The sequence below is a fragment of the Alloalcanivorax balearicus MACL04 genome (genome assembly GCF_025532145.1).
Taxonomy (GTDB): Bacteria; Pseudomonadota; Gammaproteobacteria; order Pseudomonadales; family Alcanivoracaceae; genus Alloalcanivorax; species Alloalcanivorax balearicus.
Genome location: NZ_ARXS01000018.1, coordinates 73,605 through 94,609 on the forward strand (window position 1 = coordinate 73,605; position 21,005 = coordinate 94,609).

The 21,005-nt window shown below is 62.9% G+C and carries 17 protein-coding genes; 12 read left to right on the plus strand and 5 right to left on the minus strand.

Annotation, left to right across the window (positions count from 1 at the left end; all coding sequences use genetic code 11):
* Positions 1 to 33 precede the first annotated feature (33 nt).
* The 4 genes from MA04_RS15045 to MA04_RS15060 form a co-directional block, all read right to left on the minus strand.
* Positions 34 to 1,131 (minus strand): dihydrolipoamide acetyltransferase family protein, encoded by a 1,098-nt coding sequence (locus MA04_RS15045; protein ID WP_262461306.1) that lies wholly within the window; start codon positions 1,129 to 1,131, stop codon positions 34 to 36.
* A gap of 175 nt (positions 1,132 to 1,306) precedes the next feature.
* Positions 1,307 to 2,314 (minus strand): alpha-ketoacid dehydrogenase subunit beta, encoded by a 1,008-nt coding sequence (locus MA04_RS15050; RefSeq protein WP_262461308.1) that lies wholly within the window; start codon positions 2,312 to 2,314, stop codon positions 1,307 to 1,309.
* Positions 2,307 to 3,320: a pyruvate dehydrogenase (acetyl-transferring) E1 component subunit alpha gene (gene pdhA, locus MA04_RS15055; protein WP_262461310.1), complete on the minus strand. Its 1,014-nt coding sequence runs from the start codon at positions 3,318 to 3,320 to the stop codon at positions 2,307 to 2,309. Before pdhA ends, MA04_RS15050 begins: the two co-directional genes overlap by 8 nt.
* 9 nt (positions 3,321 to 3,329) lie before the next feature.
* Entirely contained in the window at positions 3,330 to 4,367 is a 1,038-nt protein-coding gene (locus MA04_RS15060) for a Leu/Phe/Val dehydrogenase (RefSeq protein WP_262461311.1), read from the minus strand.
* A 363-nt stretch (positions 4,368 to 4,730) separates the two neighbouring features.
* On the opposite strand from MA04_RS15060, the gene MA04_RS15065 reads away from it, so the two are divergent.
* Both MA04_RS15065 and MA04_RS15070 read left to right on the plus strand, forming a co-directional pair.
* Positions 4,731 to 5,948, plus strand: coding sequence for a BaiN/RdsA family NAD(P)/FAD-dependent oxidoreductase (locus MA04_RS15065; RefSeq protein ID WP_262461313.1), 1,218 nt, complete (start codon positions 4,731 to 4,733; stop codon positions 5,946 to 5,948).
* A 149-nt stretch (positions 5,949 to 6,097) separates the two neighbouring features.
* A complete protein-coding gene (locus MA04_RS15070; protein WP_262461314.1) occupies positions 6,098 to 6,856 on the plus strand; it encodes a transporter in 759 nt (252 codons plus the stop codon).
* A gap of 216 nt (positions 6,857 to 7,072) precedes the next feature.
* Here the strand turns inward: MA04_RS15070 and mfd are convergent, their stop codons facing one another.
* Entirely contained in the window at positions 7,073 to 10,540 is a 3,468-nt protein-coding gene (gene mfd, locus MA04_RS15075; RefSeq protein ID WP_262461315.1) for a transcription-repair coupling factor, read from the minus strand.
* Between the two features lie 226 nt (positions 10,541 to 10,766).
* Between mfd and MA04_RS15080 the strand changes: the two genes are divergently transcribed.
* The 10 genes from MA04_RS15080 to nqrM all read left to right on the plus strand — a co-directional run bounded on the left by MA04_RS15080 (position 10,767) and on the right by nqrM (position 20,993).
* The gene (locus tag MA04_RS15080; RefSeq protein WP_163121101.1) at positions 10,767 to 11,642 is read left to right on the plus strand and encodes an acyl-CoA thioesterase; all 876 of its coding nucleotides are present in this window, start codon (positions 10,767 to 10,769) and stop codon (positions 11,640 to 11,642) included.
* A 93-nt stretch (positions 11,643 to 11,735) separates the two neighbouring features.
* The gene (locus MA04_RS15085) at positions 11,736 to 13,187 is read left to right on the plus strand and encodes a glyceraldehyde-3-phosphate dehydrogenase (protein WP_163121099.1); all 1,452 of its coding nucleotides are present in this window, start codon (positions 11,736 to 11,738) and stop codon (positions 13,185 to 13,187) included.
* A gap of 318 nt (positions 13,188 to 13,505) precedes the next feature.
* The gene (locus MA04_RS15090; RefSeq protein WP_163121097.1) at positions 13,506 to 14,852 is read left to right on the plus strand and encodes a Na(+)-translocating NADH-quinone reductase subunit A; all 1,347 of its coding nucleotides are present in this window, start codon (positions 13,506 to 13,508) and stop codon (positions 14,850 to 14,852) included.
* A 1-nt stretch (position 14,853) separates the two neighbouring features.
* Entirely contained in the window at positions 14,854 to 16,107 is a 1,254-nt protein-coding gene (locus tag MA04_RS15095) for an NADH:ubiquinone reductase (Na(+)-transporting) subunit B (protein ID WP_163121095.1), read from the plus strand.
* Positions 16,107 to 16,925 carry a Na(+)-translocating NADH-quinone reductase subunit C gene (locus MA04_RS15100; RefSeq protein ID WP_262461319.1) on the plus strand — a complete coding sequence of 273 codons (819 nt, stop codon included), beginning with the start codon at positions 16,107 to 16,109 and terminating at the stop codon, positions 16,923 to 16,925. Before MA04_RS15095 ends, MA04_RS15100 begins: the two co-directional genes overlap by 1 nt.
* The gene (locus MA04_RS15105) at positions 16,925 to 17,590 is read left to right on the plus strand and encodes an NADH:ubiquinone reductase (Na(+)-transporting) subunit D (RefSeq protein ID WP_014994190.1); all 666 of its coding nucleotides are present in this window, start codon (positions 16,925 to 16,927) and stop codon (positions 17,588 to 17,590) included. The genes MA04_RS15100 and MA04_RS15105 overlap by 1 nt, the downstream gene beginning before the upstream one ends.
* Positions 17,591 to 17,603: 13 nt before the next feature.
* Positions 17,604 to 18,224, plus strand: a complete 621-nt coding sequence (nqrE, locus tag MA04_RS15110; RefSeq protein ID WP_022994462.1) for an NADH:ubiquinone reductase (Na(+)-transporting) subunit E — start codon at positions 17,604 to 17,606, stop codon at positions 18,222 to 18,224.
* A gap of 21 nt (positions 18,225 to 18,245) precedes the next feature.
* Positions 18,246 to 19,475, plus strand: a complete 1,230-nt coding sequence (nqrF, locus tag MA04_RS15115) for an NADH:ubiquinone reductase (Na(+)-transporting) subunit F (protein WP_163121091.1) — start codon at positions 18,246 to 18,248, stop codon at positions 19,473 to 19,475.
* A 251-nt stretch (positions 19,476 to 19,726) separates the two neighbouring features.
* On the plus strand, positions 19,727 to 20,755 hold the full coding sequence (locus MA04_RS15120) for an FAD:protein FMN transferase (RefSeq protein WP_262461322.1): 1,029 nt from the start codon (positions 19,727 to 19,729) through the stop codon (positions 20,753 to 20,755).
* 1 nt (position 20,756) lies between these two features.
* Positions 20,757 to 20,993: a (Na+)-NQR maturation NqrM gene (gene nqrM, locus MA04_RS15125; protein ID WP_262461323.1), complete on the plus strand. Its 237-nt coding sequence runs from the start codon at positions 20,757 to 20,759 to the stop codon at positions 20,991 to 20,993.
* The last annotated feature ends 12 nt before the right edge of the window (positions 20,994 to 21,005 follow it).

A 21,005-nucleotide genomic window follows, 5' to 3' on the forward strand; every position in this document is an offset into this window, starting at 1 on the left:
ACACCTCTCCCTGGTTGATGCGGCGATATTGCGCTAGTTTGCCAGCGATTGCAGCAGGGCCGCGAGAAAGCGCGCCGCCTGGCCGCCGTTCAGGGCCCGGTGATCGAAGGTCAGCGATAGCGGCAGTTGTTTGTCCTCGAACACCTCGCCGTTGTTGAATCCGGGCTGGGTGAAGGCCTTGCCGGCACCGACAATGGCCACTTGTGGTGGCACTACCACGGGCGTGGCGAAACGGCCGCCGAGCGTGCCGAAGTTGCTCAGTGACAGCGTGGCGCCTTGCAGTTCCTTCGGCGGGATCTTGCGCTGTTCCACATCCCGGCGCAGGTGGTCTAGGCCTTCGCGCAGATCGTCGTCATCCCGGTTAGCGACGTCGCGCAGCACCGGCACGAACAGGCCGTCCGGGGTGTCCACTGCAATCCCGAGATCGATCTTTTCCACTTTGCGCATGCTCAGTTGATCGCCGTCAAACCAGGCGTTGGCCGCCGGTTCCGCCCGGCAGCCGGCGACGATGGCGCGGATCAGGCGCAGCATGATGTCGGTGCCGGCGGCCCAATGGCGAATGCTGACCTGGTCGAACAGACTGACCGGCACCACCTGCTGGCCGGCGCTGGCCATGGTTTTGGCCATGCTGCGGGCGACCCCTTTGAGCGGGGTGCTGTCACCGTGGCTTTGTTTCAGTCTGGCGTGCTGTTGCACATCGTTGAGCGTGATGGTGCCGCCCGGGCCGCTGCCCTTGAGGCGTTGCAGATCCACGCCGAGATGTTGGGCCAGGGCGCGGATCGCTGGCGCCGCGCCAGGGCCGCCCTGGCTGTCGGCGGCGGCGCCGATGATAAAGTCATCACGGTCGCCGTCCTGTTCACTGGCCAGCTCACCCACCACGCTCTGGCTGGTGTCCTCCTCGCCCTCGAAGGCCAGCAGCGGCTCTCCGGTGTGCACCAGATCGCCTTCGGCGACGAAGCGGCGGGCGACGACACCGGCCTTGGGCGCCGGAATATCGACGATGGCCTTGGCCGTCTCCACGCTCAGCAGCACCTGGTCCACGTTCACTTCATCGCCTTCCTTGACGTGCCATTCGATCACTTCCGCTTCCTGAAGGCCTTCGCCCAGGTCCGGCAGGGTGAAGTAGCTCATGGGGTGTGCTCCTTGGTCAGTTGCGCTTGCACGCAGCACGCTTGCACGCTATCACGCCATACTTGCCAGGCCGCGGGTCCATTCCTGGCGGGTTCGCTTGGAGAGCGGGGAGACGATCAGACTACCCGGTCTTTTAGCGTGTCAGCGTGTTGGCGTGCTGCGTGCAAGCACCTCATCAATACGCCAGCGTCCGTTTCGCCGCCGCCACGATCCGTTCCTCATCCGGCAGATAATGCGGCTCTAACTGGAAATAGGGCATCGGGCAATCATAGCCGGTGACCCGCTCCACCGGAGCGCGCAGGTGCAGCAGCGCCTGGTTGGCGAGGGTGGCGGCGATTTCAGCACCCATGCCGCCATGCCCGGGGGCTTCATGAACGATCACGGCACGGCCGGTGCGGCTCACCGATGCCACCAGGGTATCCCGGTCCAATGGGTTGAGACAGGCCACGTCGATCACTTCGGCGTTGATGCCTTCCGCCGCCAGTTGATCGGCGGCACCCAGGGTTTCGTGGATGGCCGCGCCCCAGCTGATCAGGGTGAGATCGTCGCCAGTGCGCAGGGTGAAACAGGTATCCAGCGGCAGGGGATCGCCGTCCGCTACCACCGGCAGCCGTTTCAGCCGGTACAGCCGCTTCGGTTCCAGGAAGATCACCGGGTCCGGACACTGGATGGCGGCCAACAGCAGGCCGTGGGCGCGGGCCGGGGAGGACGGCATCACCACACGCAGGCCGGGGATATGAGCAAATAACGCCTCGGTGCTTTCGCTGTGGTGCTCCGGCGCGTGAATGCCGCCACCGTAGGGGGCGCGTATCACCAGCGGGCAACTGAGCCGGCCACGGGTGCGGTTACGCAAGCGGGCGGCGTGGCTGAGGATCTGTTCCAGGGCGGCGTAGATGAAGCCCATGAACTGGATCTCCGCCACCGGTTTGAGCCCCTGGCTGGCCATGCCCACGGCCAGACCGGCGATCAGGTTCTCCGCCAGCGGCGTGTCCATCACCCGGCGGAAGCCGAATTGTTGCTTGAGTCCCTCGGTGGCGCGGAACACGCCGCCGTTGGTGCCGATGTCCTCGCCGAGCAGCACCACGCTGTCGTCCTCGGCCATGGCTCGGGCCAGGGCGCGGTTGACCGCTTCCAGCAGGTTCATCGGTACGGCGTGGGCGCTGTGGGTTTGCAGTTCAGCCATGACGCACCTCCTGATCCACCGCCGCCAGAGCGCTGCGCTGGTCGCGCAGGGCGGCGGGCAATTCCGCGTAAAGATAATCGAGCATGTCGGTGGCCGGGGCCGGGGGCAGATTCAGATAGGTATCGATGGCCTCTTCCACGGTGCGCTCGCACTGTTGCTGCCAGTCGGTTTCCCGCTGCGCATCCCACAGGCCGGCCTCGGCCAGGGTGTCGCGCAGGCGCCGCACCGGCTCGTTCTGCCAGGCCCGGTGCAGATCGCTGGCCTTGCGGTAGCGGCTGGCATCGTCGGCGGTGGTGTGATCGCTGAGCCGGTAGCTGATCGCTTCGATCAGGGTGGCGCCCTTGCCGGCACGGGCCCGCTCCAGGGCGTGGTCCAGTACTTCGATCAGGGCATCCAGGTCGTTGCCGTCCACCTGCACACCGGGAATGCCGGCGGCCATCGCTTTGTCGGCCAGACTGGCGCAGGCGGTCTGCAATCCCCGGGGCACGGAGATGGCCCACTGGTTGTTGTTGATCAGCACCACCAGCGGCAGTTGCCAGACGCCGGCCACGTTGAGCGCTTCGTAAAAATCACCCCGTGAGGTGGCGCCGTCGCCGCAGGTGGCGAGCACCGCGGCGTGTTCGTGGCGCAGCTTGGCGGCGCTGGCGATGCCGGCGGCCTGGGTCAGTTGGGTGGCGATGGGCACACAGTAGGGCAGGTCGCGGCGGGCGGCGCTGTCGGCGGGAAAGGCGTTGCCGCGTTCGTCGCCGCCCCAGTACTGCAGGATCTGATGCAGCGGCACGCCGCGCAGATAAAGCGTGGCGTGGTCGCGGTAGTAGGGCACGAAGTAATCATCCCGGGTCAGCGCCAGTCCGGCGGCGGTGCCGATCGCCTCGGCGCCCAGGCAGGAGGCGTAGGTGCCCAGCCGCCCGGTGCGTTGCAGGTTCACCGCTTTTTTATCGAAGTGACGGATCAACGCCATGGTCTTGTAGCCCGCCACCCGGCGGTCGTCATGGTCGGTTCTCATAGCACCTCCTCAGGCCACGTTGCGGTGGCCATTGAGCCGTTGTTCCGCCAGATCGTCGGCGGTGGCACTGGTGGACCAGCCGGCCTGTTCCGCCTCGCGAAAGATCTGCGTCAGGGTGGTGCCAATGGCAAGCACCTGCTGGCGGATGCGGGTCCGGCCAGCACCGGAGTGCCCCAGAGCCAGGGCGATCAGACCGCCGGCGTTGGTGACATAATCCGGGGCATAGAGGATGTCCCGCCGGCGCAGCCGTTCACCGTCCTCTTCCCCGGCCAATTGATTATTGGCGCTGCCCGCCACCAGCGGCGCGTGCAGCCGGGCGATGGTGCCGCGGTTGAGCACGGCGCCCAGGGCACAGGGCACGAAGCCGTCGCAGGGCACGTCGTAGATGGCGTCGGGGGGCACGATCCTGGCCCCCAGCCGGGCGGCCAGTTCGCCGGCCCGTTTGGCATCGGCGTCGGCCAGGGTGAGACGGGCGCCGGCCCGGGTCAGCAGCAGCGCCAGGCGGCTGCCCACGTGCCCCACGCCCTGCACGGCGAAGTGCAGGCCGCGCAGGCTGTCCCGGCCCAGCCGCTGGCGCACGCTGGCGTCGAGGGCGGCGAACACGCCCAGGGCGGTGAGCGGTGAAGGGTCCAGGCCGTCGCCGCTGTAGCCCCAGACATGACGGGTGGTACGGGCCACTTGGTCCAGATCCTCGAGGCGGGTGCCGGCGTCCACGGCGGTGGTGTAGCGGCCATTGAGGCTGTCCACGGCGCGGCCGAAGGCCCGGTACAGGGCACCCCGGTCATAGCCGTCCGGCGGTTCCAGAATCACCGCCTTGCCGCCACCCAGGGGCAGTCCGGCGAGGGCCGCTTTGTAGCTCATGCCCCGGGCCAGGCGGGTGACGTCTTGCAGAGCGGCGTCCTCGTCGTCGTAGCGCAGGCAGCGGCAGCCGCCGACGGCGGGACCCAGTTGGGTGGAGTGAATGGCGATAAGGGCACGCAGCCCGGAGTGCGGATCACGATGCAGGTGCAGCTCGGCAACGTTGGTCCGTTCGAGGTTAGCGAACATGGCAACGCTCTCCTTGTCGTCCCGGGGGCCGGTAAGCCCGCTGTGGGCGGTTCCGGGGCCGGATCACGGCCCCTTTGCTTAAACCATAGCGCGGGTTTGGAGAGGGTGCTTGGATCGATTGGTTATATGGCGGGGAGGGGTTAGCGGGGTTGGGTATTTCGCCAGCAGGCTGGCTCCCACGGATTGCGCCACGAAGCCGCTGTGGGAGCTTGCCCGCAAGCGAATGGGCTGCACCGATAAAATTCGCTTGCAGGGCAAGCTGCTACAGGCGCCTTGTCGTTACCTCCGTCCAGAACCCGCATCTGGCACCCCTGCCGGCATCCCGTTATGCTGCGCGGCTTCAGCGAATGAGGACGTAACGGCATGGCGGAACAGTACGACGTGGTGATCATCGGTGCCGGTGCCGCCGGGCTGATGTGCGCCGCCACCGCCGGCTATCGGGGCGCCTCGGTGCTGGTGCTGGATCACGCCAACAAGCCCGGCAAGAAGATTCTCATGTCCGGCGGCGGGCGCTGCAATTTCACCAATCTCAACACCACGCCGGCCCATTTCGTTTCCGCCAATCCGCACTTCTGCAAATCCGCGTTGAGCCGCTATACCCCCTGGCATTTCGTCGAGCTGGTGGAGCGGCATGGCATCAAGCATGTGGAAAAGGCGCCGGGGCAGCTGTTCTGTGCCGACTCCAGCAAAGCGATTGTCGAGATGCTGCTCACCGAGTGCGAATGGGCTGGCGCCAGGGTCCGGTTGAACACGACGGTAACGCACATCAACGATCAGCCGGTGGGCAAACCGGGATCAGGACGAACGGAAGGAGGCTTCACGCTGCGCACCAACGATGGCGTGGTGCGAGCCGGCAAACTGGTCATCGCCAGTGGCGGGCTCTCCATTCCCACCATGGGGGCGAGCCCGTTCGGCTATAAAGTGGCGGAACAGTTCGGTCTGAACGTGTTACCGACCCGCGCCGCGCTGGTGCCATTCACTCTGCAACCCGCGGACAAGGCGTGGCTGGCGGAACTCAGCGGTGTCAGCGCCGAGGTTCGCGCGGAAGCCGGGGGCCGGTCTTTCTCCGAGCCCATGTTGATCACGCACCGGGGCTTGTCCGGGCCGGCCATGCTGCAGGTGTCCGCGTTCTGGCAAGCGGGCGCCGACGTTACCGTGGACTGGTTGCCGATGCTGGCGGACCCGTACGCGGCTCTGCTGGAAGAGCGCAAGCAACATCCCAACGGCACCGTGGAGCGCTGGTTACGCTCGTTTTTTTCCCAGCGTCTGGCGGCGGCTCTGGTGGCGCGGTTCGATTGGCGAGGGCCCCTGCAGCACCACGCCAACGAACGCCTGGCCAGCATTGCCGCGGTGCTTAAAGGCTGGCGTTTCAAACCCTCCGGCACCGAAGGCTACCGCACCGCCGAAGTCACCCTAGGCGGTGTCGACACCGGCGCCGTCTCCTCCAAAACCTTCGAAGTCAAAACCGTTCCCGGCCTGTACTTCATCGGCGAAGTACTCGACGTCACCGGCCAGCTCGGTGGTTTCAACTTCCAGTGGGCCTGGGCGTCGGCCAACGCGTTGGCCGAAACGTTAAATTAGTGACGATTCGTTTCTGTCTTTTGATTGTCACAATCAATTCTGGGTAAATGTTCCCGAGGATCGACAGGCGATGCGGTTCAGGCACGGTAGTCCGTGTTCCAGTCGCTGATGGAGCGGGTTTGCCATAACAAGGAACTTTGGAGAAAAACATGAAGAAAACCACTGCCGCACTGCTGTTGACGGGCGTGGCGGGGAGCGCCTACGCGGCGCCCGCCTTCGACCGGCCCGGCGCCGGCTTCAACCCGGAAGTGCTCGCACCGGGCAGCATGATTTGGGAGCAGGGGTTGCCGGACGTGACGCGCAACAAGGAAGACGGCACCACCAGCACCCTTTACCAGTATGACTCACGTCTGCGTCTGGGCTTGACCGATCAACTGGAAGTGCAGTTTTTTGGCGACCCCTATCGGCGCATGACCACTTCCGGCGCGGGCGACGTGGACGGTCCGGGCAACGCGGGCATTGCCCTGAAGATGAACATACCGACCCGCAACGAACGCGCGTCCTTCGGTGTCATGACCAGTGTTGAATTCAATACCGGAAAAGCGGCGTTTCGTAACTACGGCAGCGACGGCAAGGAAGCCCGCAGTGTTTATCTCGGCGTCACCGGCGGTTGGGAGCTGAACGATCGCCAATCGGTGGCTGCCTACCTGGACGTCACCCGCACCGATGAGGATGACGTTTATACCTTTTCTCCCAGCTGGCAGACCACACTTGATGAAGACTGGGCACTTTATCTGGAATACAAGGTATCCTTCGGCGACCTCGACGATGAAGACCATCTGGCCGGCGGCGGCGTCACCTGGATGGTGACCGACAAACTGCAGCTGGATCTCTACAGCGATTTCGGCATCACTAGCGACAGCACGGATTATGAGTCCGGTTTTGGCGTGTCCTATCTAATAAGGTAGAAGGCAGTGAACAGTTAATAGTGAACAGTGACGCGAAATAGAGCGGAGTGATCGGAAGACAACGAGGCCGCGCTCAGGAGTTGGGTGCGGCCTCATCGTTTTTAAAGAAAGTAAGAGGGTGGAGGTCGGCGTTGCGAATTTGCAAAGCCTCTCTGCAAATCCGCAACGCCGTTTTTTTCACTATTCACTATTCACTGTTCCCTATTCCTTGCTTTCTCATGGTGCTTTCCCGTTCCCCGCCAGATGTTCCAACAGCTGCTCGACTAATTGAACGCGTTCATCGGCGGTTTCCGACGGCAGTTGGAAGCGCAGGGTGTGGGCGCCTTCCAGGCGGTAGCGGTTGGGGGCGTTTTGCATCAGTTTGACCACGGTGAGCGGGTCCACCGGGGTGCGCTCGGCGAACTCCAGTTTGCCGCCGGCGGCGTTGGCGTCCACCCGGGTGATGGCCAGCGCTTCCGCCTGTTGCCGCAGAGCGGTGACCTTGAACAGAGTCTTCACCGGTTCCGGCAGCAGGCCGAAACGGTCGATCATCTCCACCTGCAATTCCCGTAACTGGTCGCCGGTTTTGCAGCCGGCGATGCGCTTGTACAGGGTCAGGCGGGTGAACACGTCCGGCAGGTAGTCTTCCGGAATCAGGGCCGGAACCCGCAGGTTGACTTCCGGGCCGCCGGACAGCGGTTTGGCGGTGTCCGGTTGCTCACCGCGTTTGAGTGCTTCCACCGCCTGCTCCAGCATTTCCATATAGAGCGTGAAACCGATGGTTTCCATGTTGCCGTGCTGCTCTTCACCGAGCAGTTCGCCGGCACCACGGATTTCCAGGTCCTGGCTGGCGAGCACGAAGCCAGCGCCCAGGTCGGTGGCTTGTTCGATGGCTTCCAGCCGTTTCAGCGCGTCCTTGGTCATGGCCTTGGGGGAAGGGGTGACCAGGTAGGCGTAGGCCTGGTGGTGGCTGCGGCCGACCCGTCCCCGCAATTGGTGCAACTGAGCCAGGCCGAGCTTGTCGGCGCGCTCGATGATGATGGTGTTGGCGCTGGGTACGTCGATGCCGGTTTCAATGATGGTGGTGCACACCAGCACGTTGAAACGGCGATGGTAAAAGTCGCCCATCACCGCTTCCAGTTCCCGTTCGCGCATCTGGCCGTGGGCGATACCGACCCGCGCGTCTGGCACCAGCGATTGGATCTGCTCGGCGGCGCGGCTCATGGTGTCGATATCGTTGTGCAGGTAGTAGACCTGGCCGCCACGCAGCAGCTCCCGCAGAATGGCTTCCTTGAGGGAGGTGTCGTCCCGCTGCCGCACGAAGGTTTTCACCGACAGGCGCCGCTGCGGCGGCGTGGCGATGATGGAAATGTCGCGCATGCCGCTGAGCGCCATGTTCAGGGTGCGCGGAATCGGTGTGGCGGTGAGGGTGAGGATGTCGCACTCGGCGCGCATTTCCTTGAGCCGCTCTTTGTGGCGCACGCCGAAGCGGTGTTCCTCGTCAACGATGATCAGACCCAGGTCCTTGAAGCTGACATTCTCTTGCAGCAACTGGTGGGTGCCGACGACGATATCCACCTTGCCCTCGGCGAGCCGTGCCAGCACCTGGCTTTTGTCCTTGGCGCTGCGGAAGCGGGACAGCACTTCGATCTGCACCGGCCAGTCGGCGAAACGGTCGACGAAAGAATCGTAATGCTGCTGGGCGAGCAGGGTGGTGGGGACCAGCACCGCCACCTGGGTGCCGTTCTGGACCGCCACGAAAGCGGCGCGCATGGCCACCTCGGTTTTGCCGAAGCCGACGTCGCCACAGACCAGGCGGTCCATGGGTTTTTGCCGTTGCATGTCGGCGATCACCGCGTTGATGGCGTTTTCCTGGTCCGGGGTCTCCTCGAACGGGAAACCGCTGGCGAAGCGCTGGTAATCCTCTTGCTCCAGCGGGAAAGCCCGGCCTTCGCGGGCTTCGCGGCGGGCATAGGTGTTGAGCAGCTCCGCCGCCACATCGTTGATTTTTTCCGCCGCTTTTTGCCGCGCCTTGCTCCATTGCTCGCTGCCCAGACGATTCAATGGCGGATGTTCGCCGCCGCCGTAGCGGCTGATCAGGTGCAGCGAGGAGACCGGCACGTAGAGCTTGTCGCCGCCGGCGTATTCCAGCAGCAGGAATTCATGGGGCTGGTGATCCACGGTCATGTGTACCAGGCCCTGATAACGGCCGACGCCGTGGTCCAGGTGTACCACTGGAGCGCCGATGGTGAGCTCGCCCAGGGAGCGGACCGCCAGATCCTGGCCACTGTCCTCGCTGGTGCGCCGCCGCCGCCGCTGCATGATCCGCTCGCCGTACAGCTCGCTTTCGCTGACCACCAGCAGTTCGTGGTCCGGCGCGTAAAAGCCGGCGTCCAACTCGCCCCGGGTCAGATTCCAGTGCTCGGGGGCGTCGAGGAAGTCCCGCCAGCCTTCTTTCAAAGCCGGCTGGATCGAGACCTTTTGCATCAGTTCGAGCAGCGCCTCGCGGCGCCCGGCGGTTTCCGCGACCACCAGGATGCGGGTGTCCGGGTGAGCATCGGAGAAGGTATGCAAGGGCGCCAGTACATTGCCGCTGCGCGGGTCGGCGGCAAGCCGGGGTGAGGGCGCCAGGTTGAACGTCAGCGCCTGTTCGGAGTCGCGCACCCGGGCCCGGGGCAGGGTTTTCCAGGCGCCGGCCAACTCGTCCGGGCGCAGGAACAGGCTGTGCGGCGGCAGCACCGGCCGGCGGATGTCGTGGCGGCGGGATTCATAGCGCTGATTGACTTCGTCCCAGAAGTGGTTGGCGGCCTCTTCGCATTCGGCCAGTTCCACCACCCGGGCGTTGGCCGGCAGATAGTCGAACAAAGTGGCCAGTTGCTCGAAGAACAGCGGCAGGTAGTACTCCAGCCCCGGGCTGGCGATGCCTTCGGACACTTCTTCATAGAGCGGGACTTTTCTTGGCTCCACGTCGAAGGTTTCCCGGAAGGCACCGCGGAAATGGCGGATGCCGTCCTGGCTGAGCGGGTACTCCGCCGCTGGCAGCAGATTGATTTCCTGGACCTGGCCGGTGGAGCGCTGGGTCTCCGGGTCGAACAGACGCAGGGATTCAATGTCCTGGTCGAACAGTTCCACCCGGAACGGTTGCGTCGCGCCCATGGGGAAGATGTCCATGATGGCGCCACGCACGGCGAACTCGCCGTGTTCATAGACGTTGTCGCGCTGCCGGTAGCCACAGGCCACCAGTTGCTGACGGGTGGCTTCCATATCAAAAGTGTCGTTGACCTTGAGCTGGAAATGATTGCCATTGATATGGATCGGCGGCGCCAACCGCTGCATCAACGTATTCACCGGCACCACCAGAACGCCGCTGCGAGCCTGGCCGAGCCAGTGCAGCGCCTGGATACGGTCGCTGACAATGTCCTGGTGGGGACTGAACAGATCGTAGGGCAGGGTTTCCCAGTCCGGAAACAACCGCACCGGCACTTCTTTTCTATCCGATAGCCCGTCGCCCGCCAAATAGAAGGCCAGCGAGTCGGCCAACTGCTGGGCACGGTTGCTGGACGGCGCCGCTACCAGTAGCAGGCCCTCTTCGCGGCGGGCAAGCTCCGCCAGTACCGCCGCCAAGCCGCCGGCGCCGGGGTCGCGCCAGTCGCGGTAGTGTTCACGTCCGGTGGAAAACAGGGAAGAATCGGGTAACAGGGTCATCAAAGGTCTCCAGCGCGGGCGCATTGTAGCAGGGGCGAGGGATCGGACGAAGCCACTGTGGGAGCTTGCCTGCAAGCGAATCTTTTAGCCGGAAGCCGAATTCGCTTGCGGGCAAGCTCCCACAGTGGCTTCGTAGCCCATTCGGTGGGAGATCGATCAGCGTGCCAGCTTTTCACCATTGCGGTACCATTGCGCGCCTATGCGCGCACCACAGCTGGGGAGAGCTATGAGAGAGTCCGTCGCGGAACTAATGAACCGGTTTACCCTGGAACGGTTGGAGGACAACCTGTTCCGCGGCCAGACCGAGGCCAATGGCCAGCGCAGTATTTTCGGTGGCCTGGTGGCCGGCCAGGCGTTGCTGGCGGCGTCCATGACAGTGTCGGAGGACCGCCCGGCCCACTCCCTGCATGCCTATTTCCTGAGGCCCGGGGATATCCGCGTGCCGGTGATCTATGACGTGGACCGGATCCGTGACGGCAAGAGCTTCACCACCCGTCGGGTCAACGCGATCCAGCACGGCCGGCCGATCTTCAGCCTGTCCGCTTCGTTCCAGGTGGAGGAAGAGGGCGGCCGGCACCAGAATACCATTCCGGACGTGCCGGAGCCGGACAGCCTGGAAAGCGATGAAAGCGCCCGCATGCGGGTGGTGGAGCAGATTCCGGAGCAGTTCCGTGGCGCTTTCCTGCGTGAACGGCCGGTGGAGTTTCGGCCGGTGACCCCCAAGGACCTGTTCGCGCCGGAAAGCCGGGAGCCGCTCAAACGCTTCTGGTTCCGGGTCAGCGACAGGGTCACCGCCGATCGTATGACCCAACGGGCGCTGCTCGCCTATTGTTCTGATTTCGGTTTCATGGGCACGGCCATGCAGCCCCACGGCATGACCTTCTGGCAGAGCGATATCCAGTGCGCCAGCATCGACCATGCCATGTGGTTTTACGATGATTTCCAGGTGGACGAATGGCTGCTTTACGACTGCCAGAGTCCCGGCGCCGCCGGTGCCCGGGGGCTGACTTTCGGCGCCATCTACCGTCAGGACGGCACTCTGGTGGCATCGGTGGCCCAGGAAGGACTGATGCGGCTGCGGCCCAGCGCCAAGCCGGTGTAGAAAGCCGGGGGCGGAGGGCGTGGCGGGTGGATAAACCCCCGCGTTGGCGCTATTATGCGCGCCCCCAGGAACCCAATTGAGAGGGGCTCATCCGTGAACAAACTGGAAGACCACTTCGGACGATGGAAAAACCGTGAGGAAATCGCCGAGGCGATGATTCCGATGATCGGTCGGCTGTACCGGGAAAAGAACGTGACCACCACGGTCTATAGCCGTTCCCTGGTCAACAAATCCGTTATCCAGATCCTCAAGACCCACCGTTTTGTTAAGCAGATTGAAGACGGCCTGTCCGACAGCGGTCTGTCCGTGGTGGATTCGTTCCCCATTCTCCAGGAAGCGGTCAAGCTGGACCTGGGCCCCTGCCGTCTGGACATCGGCAAGCTGGCGGTTGAGTACAAAAACGACAATCGCGGCCTGTCGGTGGAAGACTTCGTCCGCGAAGCGCTTTCCGAAGCAGTGGAAAACAAGGCCAAACTGGCCGGTACCACCGATGTGGTGCTGTACGGCTTCGGCCGTATCGGCCGTATTCTCGCCCGCCTGCTGATCGAGAAAGCCGGTTCCGGCGATGGCCTGCGCCTGAAAGCGATCGTGGTGCGTGAGTCCGGCAAGGGCGACCTGCAGAAGCGCGCCAGCCTGCTGCGCCGTGACTCCGTGCACGGCCCGTTCGCCGGCACCATCGCCGTGGATGAGGAAGACAACGCGCTCATCGCCAACGGCAACTACATCAAGGTGATCTACTCCAACGATCCGGCGTCCGTCGACTACACCCAATACGGTATCGAAAACGCCGTGTTGATCGACAACACCGGTAAGTGGCGTGACGAGGAAGGCCTGTCCCAGCATCTGCAATGTCCGGGCATCGCCCGCGTGATGTTGACCGCGCCGGGTAAAGGCAACCTCAAGAACATCGTGCACGGCGTCAACAACGACATGATCGACGACAGCGACAAGATCATCTCCGCCGCCAGCTGCACCACCAACGCCATCGTGCCGCCGCTGAAGGCCATCGAGGACAAATTCGGCATCGAATACGGCCACGTGGAAACGGTGCACTCCTACACCAACGACCAGAACCTGCTGGATAATTTCCACAAAGGTCCCCGTCGTGGCCGCGCCGCGCCGCTGAACATGGTGCTGACCGAAACCGGTGCCGCCACCGCCGCGGCCAAGGCGCTGCCGTCCCTGAACGGCAAGCTGACCGGCAACTCCATCCGCGTTCCCACCCCGAACGTGTCCATGGCGATCCTGAACCTGACCCTGGAGAAGGAAACCAGCCTGGAGGAGATGAACGAATACCTGCGCTGGGTGAGCCTGCACTCTCCGTTGCAGCGCCAGGTGGATTTCGTCAGCAGCCCGGACGCGGTGTCCACCGACTTTGTCGGCTCCCGTCATGCCTCCGTCATCGACGCCGGGGCCACCATCGTCAACGGCCGCCACTGCGTGCTGTACGTGTGGTATGACAACGAGTTTGGCTACAGCTGCCAGGTGCTGCGGATTTTGCAGCAGATCTCCGGAGTGGAGTACCCGGTGTATCCGCCGGAGTAAGAGAAAAAAAGCCCGCCAAAGCGGGCTTTTTTTCGTCCGACTCCCCGGATCGGGCCGTCAGCGGCCGGAAATCGGGGGCGGGGAAGCGATCGGGAAGCGATACGGGACCATCGGAGGGGCTTGCCTCTCTGGCATACTTTTCATGTGGTCATTATAATGTCGCGCGCCGGCCGACGGGCCGGGCCCTTGAATCCTCATTCACGGGTGATCCTGACGCTATTACCGGTTATTGCGCGAATTCCCCCATCCGCTGCCTGTGCAGTGCTTCCGAGGAAGGCGCAGCCCGACATCAGCAACACGCAACGTGGGCGAGACACTATGATCAAAATCAAGAAGGGACTGGACCTGCCCATCGCCGGCGCGCCGCGCCAGGCGATCGAGGAAGGCCACCAAGTCCGTTCTGTCGCCGTGCTCGGCGGCGACTACGTGGGCATGAAACCCACTATGGAAGTCCGCGAAGGGGACCAAGTCAAGAAAGGTCAGTTGATCTTCACGGACAAAAAAACCGACGGCGTGAAATACACCGCGCCGGCCGGGGGCAAGGTGGTCGCCATCAATCGCGGTCACAAGCGCGTCCTGCAGTCCGTGGTCATCGAAGTGGCCGACCAGGAAGAAGAGGTGACCTTCACCGCTTATCAGCCGGATCAGCTGGCCTCCCTGGATCGCGAAGCCGTGGTGAGCCAACTGGTGGACTCCGGTGAGTGGACGTTGTTGCGTACTCGCCCCTTTGGCAAGGTGCCGGCACCGCAAAGCGTGCCGAATTCCATTTTCGTCACCGCCATCGACACCAATCCGCTGTGTCAGGATCCCTCCCTGGTGATCCAGGAGAACGAGCAGAGCTTCCGCCACGGCCTGACTGTGTTGTCCCGTCTCACCGAAGGGCCGGTGTGGGTGTGCAAGGCGGCCAAGTCCAAGCTGCCATCCTTCGCCCAGGGTCAGATCCGTGAAGAAAGCTTCGCCGGCAAGCACCCGGCCGGTAATCCCGGGACCCATATTCATTTTCTCGATCCGGTCAGCCTGAACAAACAGGTCTGGACCGTGGGCTATCAGGAAGTGATCGCCATCGGCAAGCTGTTCATCGAAGGCCGTATCAGCAGCGAGCGGGTGGTGGCTCTGGCGGGCCCACAGGTGAAAACGCCACGCCTGCTGCGCACCCGTGTGGGCGCACAGAGCGATGATTTCTGCCGTGGCGAGCTGAAGGAGGGCGAAAACCGGGTGATTTCCGGTTCCGTGTTCAATGGCCACCACGCCCGTGGCCCGGTGGCGCACCTGGGCCGTCTGTGCAACCAGGTGACCGTGCTGCGTGAAGGGCATGAGCGCGACCTGCTGGGCTACGTCTCCCCGGGCGCCAACCGCTTCTCGGTGATGAACATCTACCTCTCCAGGCTGATGCCGGGCAAGCGTTTCAACTTCACCACCACCACCAACGGCAGTGAGCGCGCCATGGTGCCGATCGGCGCCTACGAGGAAGTGATGCCGCTGGATATTCTGCCGACCCAACTGCTGCGCGCGCTGGCGGTGGGTGATACCGACAGCGCCTCCGCCCTGGGCGCGCTGGAACTGGTGGAAGAGGATCTGGCCCTGTGTACCTTCGTATGCCCCGGCAAATACGAGTATGGCCCGATCCTCCGCGACAACCTGACCACCATTGAAGTGGAGAGCTGATATGGGTCTGCGGAATTACCTTGATACCAAAATCGCCCCCCACTTCCACGAGGGTGGCAAGCTGCAGAAGTACTACGTCTTCTATGAGATGTTCGACACCATGCTGTACAGCCCGGACTCGGTGACCCGGTCCGCGGCCCACGTACGTGATGGTATCGATCTCAAGCGCATCATGATGACGGTCTGGTTCGCCACTTTTCCGGCGATCCTGTTCGGTCTGTACAACACCGGTTTTCAGGCCAACCTGCAAATTACCGAGTTCGGTTTCGATCCGATCCCGGGCTGGCGCACCGAGCTGGTGGCGGCGCTCACCGGCTTCAGCCAGGAGAACTTCTGGGCCAACATGGTCCATGGCCTAGCCTACTATGTGCCGATCCTGATCGCCGTCTACCTGACCGGTTTCTTCTGGGAAGCCCTGTTCGCCTGGAAACGCGGCCATGAAGTGAACGAAGGCTTCTTCGTCACCGGTATCCTGTTCACCCTGATCCTGCCGCCGGCGATTCCGCTCTGGCAGGTGGTACTGGGTGTATCCTTCGGCGTGGTCATCGGCAAGGAAGTGTTTGGCGGTACCGGCAAGAACTTCCTCAACCCGGCGCTGGTGGGCCGGGCGTTCCTGTACTTCGCCTATCCGGCGCAAATGTCCGGTGACGCCATCTGGACCGCGGTGGACAACTTCTCCGGCGCCACCCCGCTGTCGCTGGCGGCCAGCGGCAATCTGGACTTTTCCGCCGGTCTTGCCCAGAACGCCCTGATCGGCACCGATGCCGGCCAGAGCCTGAGCTGGATGAACACCTTCCTGGGCGGCATCCAGGGCAGCATCGGTGAGACTTCCCTGATTGCCATCGGTCTGGGCGCGCTCTTCCTGCTGTTCACCAAGATCGCCTCATGGCGGATCATGCTGGGCGTGCTGCTGGGCATGGTGGCGATGAGCACCGTGTTCAATATGATCGGCAGCGACACCAACCCGATGTTCGCCATGCCCTGGTACTGGCACCTGACGGTGGGCGGTCTTGCCTTCGGTCTGGTGTTCATGGCCACCGACCCGGTATCGGCCGCCATGACCAATACCGGCAAACTGATCTTTGGCATTGTCATCGGTGTGATGACCGTGCTGATCCGGGTGGTCAACCCGGCCTTCCCGGAAGGCATCATGTTGGCGATCCTGTTCGGCAACCTGTGCGCGCCGTTGATTGATTATTTCGTTACTCAGGCGAACGTGCGTCGTCGCCTGCGTCGGACCGGGGGAGTAGCGTAATGGCTGGAAATAGCGAAAGTGTCGGCAGAACGCTGCTGGTCGCCCTGTTGGTCTGTCTGGTGTGCGCGGTGGTGGTGTCCACCGCCGCCGTGTCACTGCGGCCGGTACAGCAGAAGAACCAGGTGCTCGACCGCCAGGTGAACATTCTCCAGGCCGCCGGGCTGTATCAGCCGGGCATGGACGTGCAGCAGGCGTTCGATACCATCGAGCGCAAATTCGTCGACCTGGAGACCGGCGAGTACGTGGACAAGCCGGAGTCCTATGATCCGCTGAAGGCGGCCAAGGATCCGGCGGAAAGCGAGCGTCTGAGCGCTGATCAGGACATCGCCAGCATCAAACGCCAGGAGAACGTGTCCGAGGTGTATCTGGCGCGGGATGATGATGGCAACCTGAGCCGCATCATTCTGCCGGTGCGCGGTTACGGCCTGTGGTCCACCCTGTACGGCTTCCTGGCTCTGGAAGCGGACGCCGAGACCGTCTCCGGCCTGGGCTTCTATCAGCATGGTGAAACCCCGGGCCTGGGCGGTGAAGTGGACAACCCCGCCTGGAAGGGGCTGTGGCCGGGCAAGAAACTGCATGACGACAGCGGTGACGTGGCCATTCAAGTGGTCAAAGGCACTGTCGATTCCGGCGCCGCCGGAGCCGAACACAAGGTGGACGGCCTCGCCGGTGCCACCCTGACCAGTAAAGGCGTCAACAATCTGGTGCGTTTCTGGGTAGGGGAAGACGGGTTCGGTCCGTATCTGGATCGCATGAAAGCGGCCAATGACGGCGCCGGTTCCGCCGCCGTCGAAGCCGACAACGGAGGAGAAGCGTAATGGCGGAGAAAACGAAGGACATTCTGTTTGGTCCGATTTTCGACAATAACCCCATCGCGCTGCAGATCCTGGGTATCTGCTCCGCCCTGGCGGTAACCAGTAACCTGAACACCACGCTGACCATGTGTATCGCACTGACGGCGGTGACGGCGTTCTCCAACTTTTTCGTCAGTTGCATCCGTAATCAGATTCCGGGCAGCATCCGCATGATCGTGCAGATGACCATCATCGCCTCGCTGGTGATCGTGGTGGATCAGTTCCTGCGCGCCTACGCCTACAGCATCTCCAAGCAGCTGTCGGTGTTCGTGGGGCTGATCATCACCAACTGTATCGTCATGGGCCGGGTGGAAGCGTTCGCCATGAAGAATCCGCCGATCCCGTCCTTCCTCGACGGTGTCGGCAATGGCCTGGGTTACTCCGTGATCCTGTTGGGTCTTGGTTTCACCCGTGAGCTGCTGGGTTCCGGCAGCCTGTTCGGCTACCAGATTCTGGAGCGCACCGTGGACGGCGGCTGGTACAACACCAACGGTCTGATGCTGCTGCCGCCGAGCGCCTTCTTCCTGATCGGCCTGTTCATCTGGGCGATCCGCGCCTGGAAGCCGGAGCAGGTGGAAGAGGACGTCTTCAAGATGAAGCCGCACACCCGCACCAGCGACGCGTTCTGAACGGAGAAGCCGCATGTTTGAACATTATCTGAGTCTGTTCGTCCGCGCTGTCTTCGTCGAGAACATGGCGCTGGCCTTCTTCCTGGGGATGTGTACCTTCATCGCCATCTCCAAGAAGATCTCCACCGCGATCGGTCTGGGCATCGCCGTGATCGTGGTGCTGACCATCACCGTGCCGGTGAACAACCTGATTCTGCATTACCTGCTCAATGAAGGGGCGCTGTCCTGGACCGGCATTCCCGCGTTGGCCACTCTGGATCTGCGGTTCCTGGGGCTGCTCAGCTACATCGGCGTGATCGCGGCGATCGTGCAGATCCTGGAAATGACCCTGGATAAATACGTACCGGCGCTTTACAACGCGTTGGGCGTGTTCCTGCCACTGATCACGGTGAACTGCGCCATCATGGGGGCCTCCCTGTTCATGGTGGAGCGGGACTACGCCTTCGGTGAGTCGCTGGTGTACGGCCTTGGCGCCGGTGCCGGCTGGGCGTTGGCGATCACACTGCTGGCGGGAATCCGGGAAAAGCTGAAGTACAGCGATGTACCCGACGGTCTGAAGGGGCTGGGTATTACCTTCATCACCGTGGGGCTGATGTCCCTGGGTTTCATGTCGTTCTCCGGCGTGCAGCTCTAAGGGAAAGGGGAGAGCCAGATTATGAGTTTTGAGATCATTCTTGGCGTCGCCATGTTCACCGCCATCGTATTGGCGCTGGTGGCGGTGATCCTGGTGGCGCGTTCCCGGCTGGTGGCCAGCGGGGACGTTCACATCGATATCAACGGTGATGCGGAAAAGGGCATTGATGCGCCCGCCGGCGGCAAGCTGTTGGGTACTCTGGCCAACCAGGGCATTTTCCTGTCCTCCGCCTGTGGTGGCGGCGGCACCTGCGCCCAGTGCAAGTGCCAGGTTCTCGATGGCGGCGGTGACATCCTGCCCACCGAGGAAGGCCACTTCACCAAGGGCCAGATCCGCGACGGCTGGCGCCTGAGCTGTCAGGTGAACGTCAAGCAGGACATGAAGATCAAGGTGCCGGAAGAGTTCTTTGGCGTGAAGAAGTGGGAGTGCGAGGTCATCGCCAACGACAACGTCGCCACCTTCATCAAGGAACTGACCCTGAAGCTGCCGGAAGGCGAGGAAGTGGCCTTCCGTGCCGGTGGCTATGTGCAGTTGGAAGCGCCGCCGTTCGAGGTGAACTTCTCCGATTTCGATATCGGTGAGGAGTATCGCGGCGACTGGGAGCACTTCAAGTTCTTCGATCTGAAGACCAAGAACACCGAAGAGGTGATCCGCGCCTACTCCATGGCCAACTATCCGGAAGAGAAGGGCATTCTCAAGTTCAACATCCGGATCGCCACGCCGCCTCCGGGCTCCTCCGGCATCCAGCCGGGGCTGATGAGCTCCTATGTGTTCAGCCTGAAGCCGGGTGACAAGATCACCGTGTTCGGACCCTTCGGTGAGTTCTTCGCCAAGGACACCGACGCGGAGATGGTGTTCATCGGCGGTGGCGCGGGCATGGCGCCGATGCGCAGCCATATCTTCGACCAGCTCAAGCGGTTGAACTCCAAACGCAAGATGAGCTTCTGGTACGGTGCGCGCAGCTGGCGTGAGACGTTCTACAACGATGAGTACGATAAGCTCGCCGAGGAAAACGACAACTTCCAATGGCACCTGGCGCTGTCCGATCCGCAGCCGGAAGACAACTGGACCGGCCTCACCGGCTTCATCCACAACGTGCTGTACGAACAGTACCTGAAGGATCACCCGGCGCCGGAGGACTGTGAGTACTACATGTGCGGTCCGCCGATGATGAACGCCGCGGTCATCAAGATGTTGGAAGATCTGGGCGTGGAGCCCGAGAATATCCTTCTCGATGACTTTGGTGGGTAAATCGTGACCGATATGCCAGTGGCATATCGCAGCACGATTTACGACCGGCCAGGGAAGGCCGGGCCGGGGGTTGGCGAAACTCCGGGTGTCGCGCCAGGGATGGCGACTCCGAGTCTGGTGGTATCCACCGCCGATATGCCAGTGGCATATCGCAGCACGATTTACGACCAGACGACAGCCCGGCCGGCCACGGCCGGGCTTTGTTTATCGATACAGCGTATTGGCGTTTGGGCCCCGACCCCGGAGCAGCCATGAAATCCCGTCTCTTACTGATTCCCTTCACGCTGTTGCTGCTGTTTGTGCTGAGCGCCTGCGACGACGCTCAACAACGGCTTTCGGCGCTGTCCGGACCGACCATGGGCACCACCTGGTCGGTGAAATTCACCGGTTCCCCACGTGACGGTATTCCGGCACTCAAAACCGAGCTGGAAGCGGCCCTGGAGCAAGTAAACCAGGAGATGAGCACCTATCGGCCGGATTCGGACCTGTCCAGGTTCAATCAGGCGGAGGCGGGGACCGTCCAGACCCTGCCGGAGGATTTCGCCAAAGTACTGGCGGCGGCACAGGTCTTGTCGCGGGACACCAACGGCGCCTATGACGTCACCGTGGGGCCTTTGGTGAACCTTTGGGGCTTTGGCCCGGACCCGGACCGCTTCGAACCGCCGGCGGACGAGGACGTCCAGGCGGCGCTGAAGCGTATCGGCTGGCAGCGGCTGACGCTGCAGGGCCGGGAAGCCACCCAGCCCGGCGGCCTGTATGTGGACCTGTCCTCCATCGCCAAGGGTTTTGGCGCGGACAAGCTGGCCGGAGTGCTCGAAGAGGCAGGCATCAGCAACTATCTGGTGGAAGTTGGCGGCGAACTGGTGGCGTCCGGCACCAAACCCTACGGCCAGCCCTGGCGCGTGGCCATCGAGCGCCCGGAAGTGGGCAAGCGGGAAGTGGAGAAAGTGCTGAAACTGCACGATATCGCCATTGCCACCAGCGGTGATTACCGCAATTTTTTTGAGGAGGACGGCAAGCTGTTCTCCCACACTATCGACCCCCGTACCGGTTACCCGGTCATTCATCATCTGGCATCGGTTACCGTGCTGCACGAGTCCTGTATGATGGCGGATGCCCTGGCTACCGCGCTGACCGTGCTGGGGCCGGAAGAGGGTGTCGCCTTCGCCCGTGAGCATGAACTGCCGGTGCTGTTCATTGTCAGAACCAATGAGGGGCCAAAAGAAATTCTGACCCCGGCTTTCCAGGCCGTTCTGGACAGCCAGAAACAGGAGAAGTGATATGTTTGCCACTCTGATTGCCGCCTTTGTCGTTATCGGCATCCTGTTCGCCGCCATGGCCGTTGGCGTGATCTTCTCCAACAAGCCGATCAAGGGTTCCTGTGGCGGCCTGGCAACGCTGGGCATGAAGGACGGCTGCGAAATCTGCGGCGGTGACCGCAGCGCCTGCGAGGAAAACACTCGCCAGGAAAACAGCAAACGCGCCGGAAGCCTGGGTAAGGACGTGCTGAAAACCTGAAAAAAAAGCAGT

Bases quoted from the DNA above. Each gene is read 5' to 3' on its own strand.
- MA04_RS15045 (WP_262461306.1), bottom strand. From the start codon at position 1,131: ATGAGCTACTTCACCCTGCCGGACCTGGGCGAAGGCCTTCAGGAAGCG.
- MA04_RS15050 (WP_262461308.1), bottom strand. From the start codon at position 2,314: ATGGCTGAACTGCAAACCCACAGCGCCCACGCCGTACCGATGAACCTG.
- pdhA (WP_262461310.1), bottom strand. From the start codon at position 3,320: ATGAGAACCGACCATGACGACCGCCGGGTGGCGGGCTACAAGACCATG.
- MA04_RS15060 (WP_262461311.1), bottom strand. From the start codon at position 4,367: ATGTTCGCTAACCTCGAACGGACCAACGTTGCCGAGCTGCACCTGCAT.
- MA04_RS15065 (WP_262461313.1), top strand. From the start codon at position 4,731: ATGGCGGAACAGTACGACGTGGTGATCATCGGTGCCGGTGCCGCCGGG.
- MA04_RS15070 (WP_262461314.1), top strand. From the start codon at position 6,098: ATGAAGAAAACCACTGCCGCACTGCTGTTGACGGGCGTGGCGGGGAGC.
- mfd (WP_262461315.1), bottom strand. From the start codon at position 10,540: ATGACCCTGTTACCCGATTCTTCCCTGTTTTCCACCGGACGTGAACAC.
- MA04_RS15080 (WP_163121101.1), top strand. From the start codon at position 10,767: ATGAGAGAGTCCGTCGCGGAACTAATGAACCGGTTTACCCTGGAACGG.
- MA04_RS15090 (WP_163121097.1), top strand. From the start codon at position 13,506: ATGATCAAAATCAAGAAGGGACTGGACCTGCCCATCGCCGGCGCGCCG.
- MA04_RS15095 (WP_163121095.1), top strand. From the start codon at position 14,854: ATGGGTCTGCGGAATTACCTTGATACCAAAATCGCCCCCCACTTCCAC.
- MA04_RS15100 (WP_262461319.1), top strand. From the start codon at position 16,107: ATGGCTGGAAATAGCGAAAGTGTCGGCAGAACGCTGCTGGTCGCCCTG.
- MA04_RS15105 (WP_014994190.1), top strand. From the start codon at position 16,925: ATGGCGGAGAAAACGAAGGACATTCTGTTTGGTCCGATTTTCGACAAT.
- nqrE (WP_022994462.1), top strand. From the start codon at position 17,604: ATGTTTGAACATTATCTGAGTCTGTTCGTCCGCGCTGTCTTCGTCGAG.
- nqrF (WP_163121091.1), top strand. From the start codon at position 18,246: ATGAGTTTTGAGATCATTCTTGGCGTCGCCATGTTCACCGCCATCGTA.
- MA04_RS15120 (WP_262461322.1), top strand. From the start codon at position 19,727: ATGAAATCCCGTCTCTTACTGATTCCCTTCACGCTGTTGCTGCTGTTT.
- nqrM (WP_262461323.1), top strand. From the start codon at position 20,757: ATGTTTGCCACTCTGATTGCCGCCTTTGTCGTTATCGGCATCCTGTTC.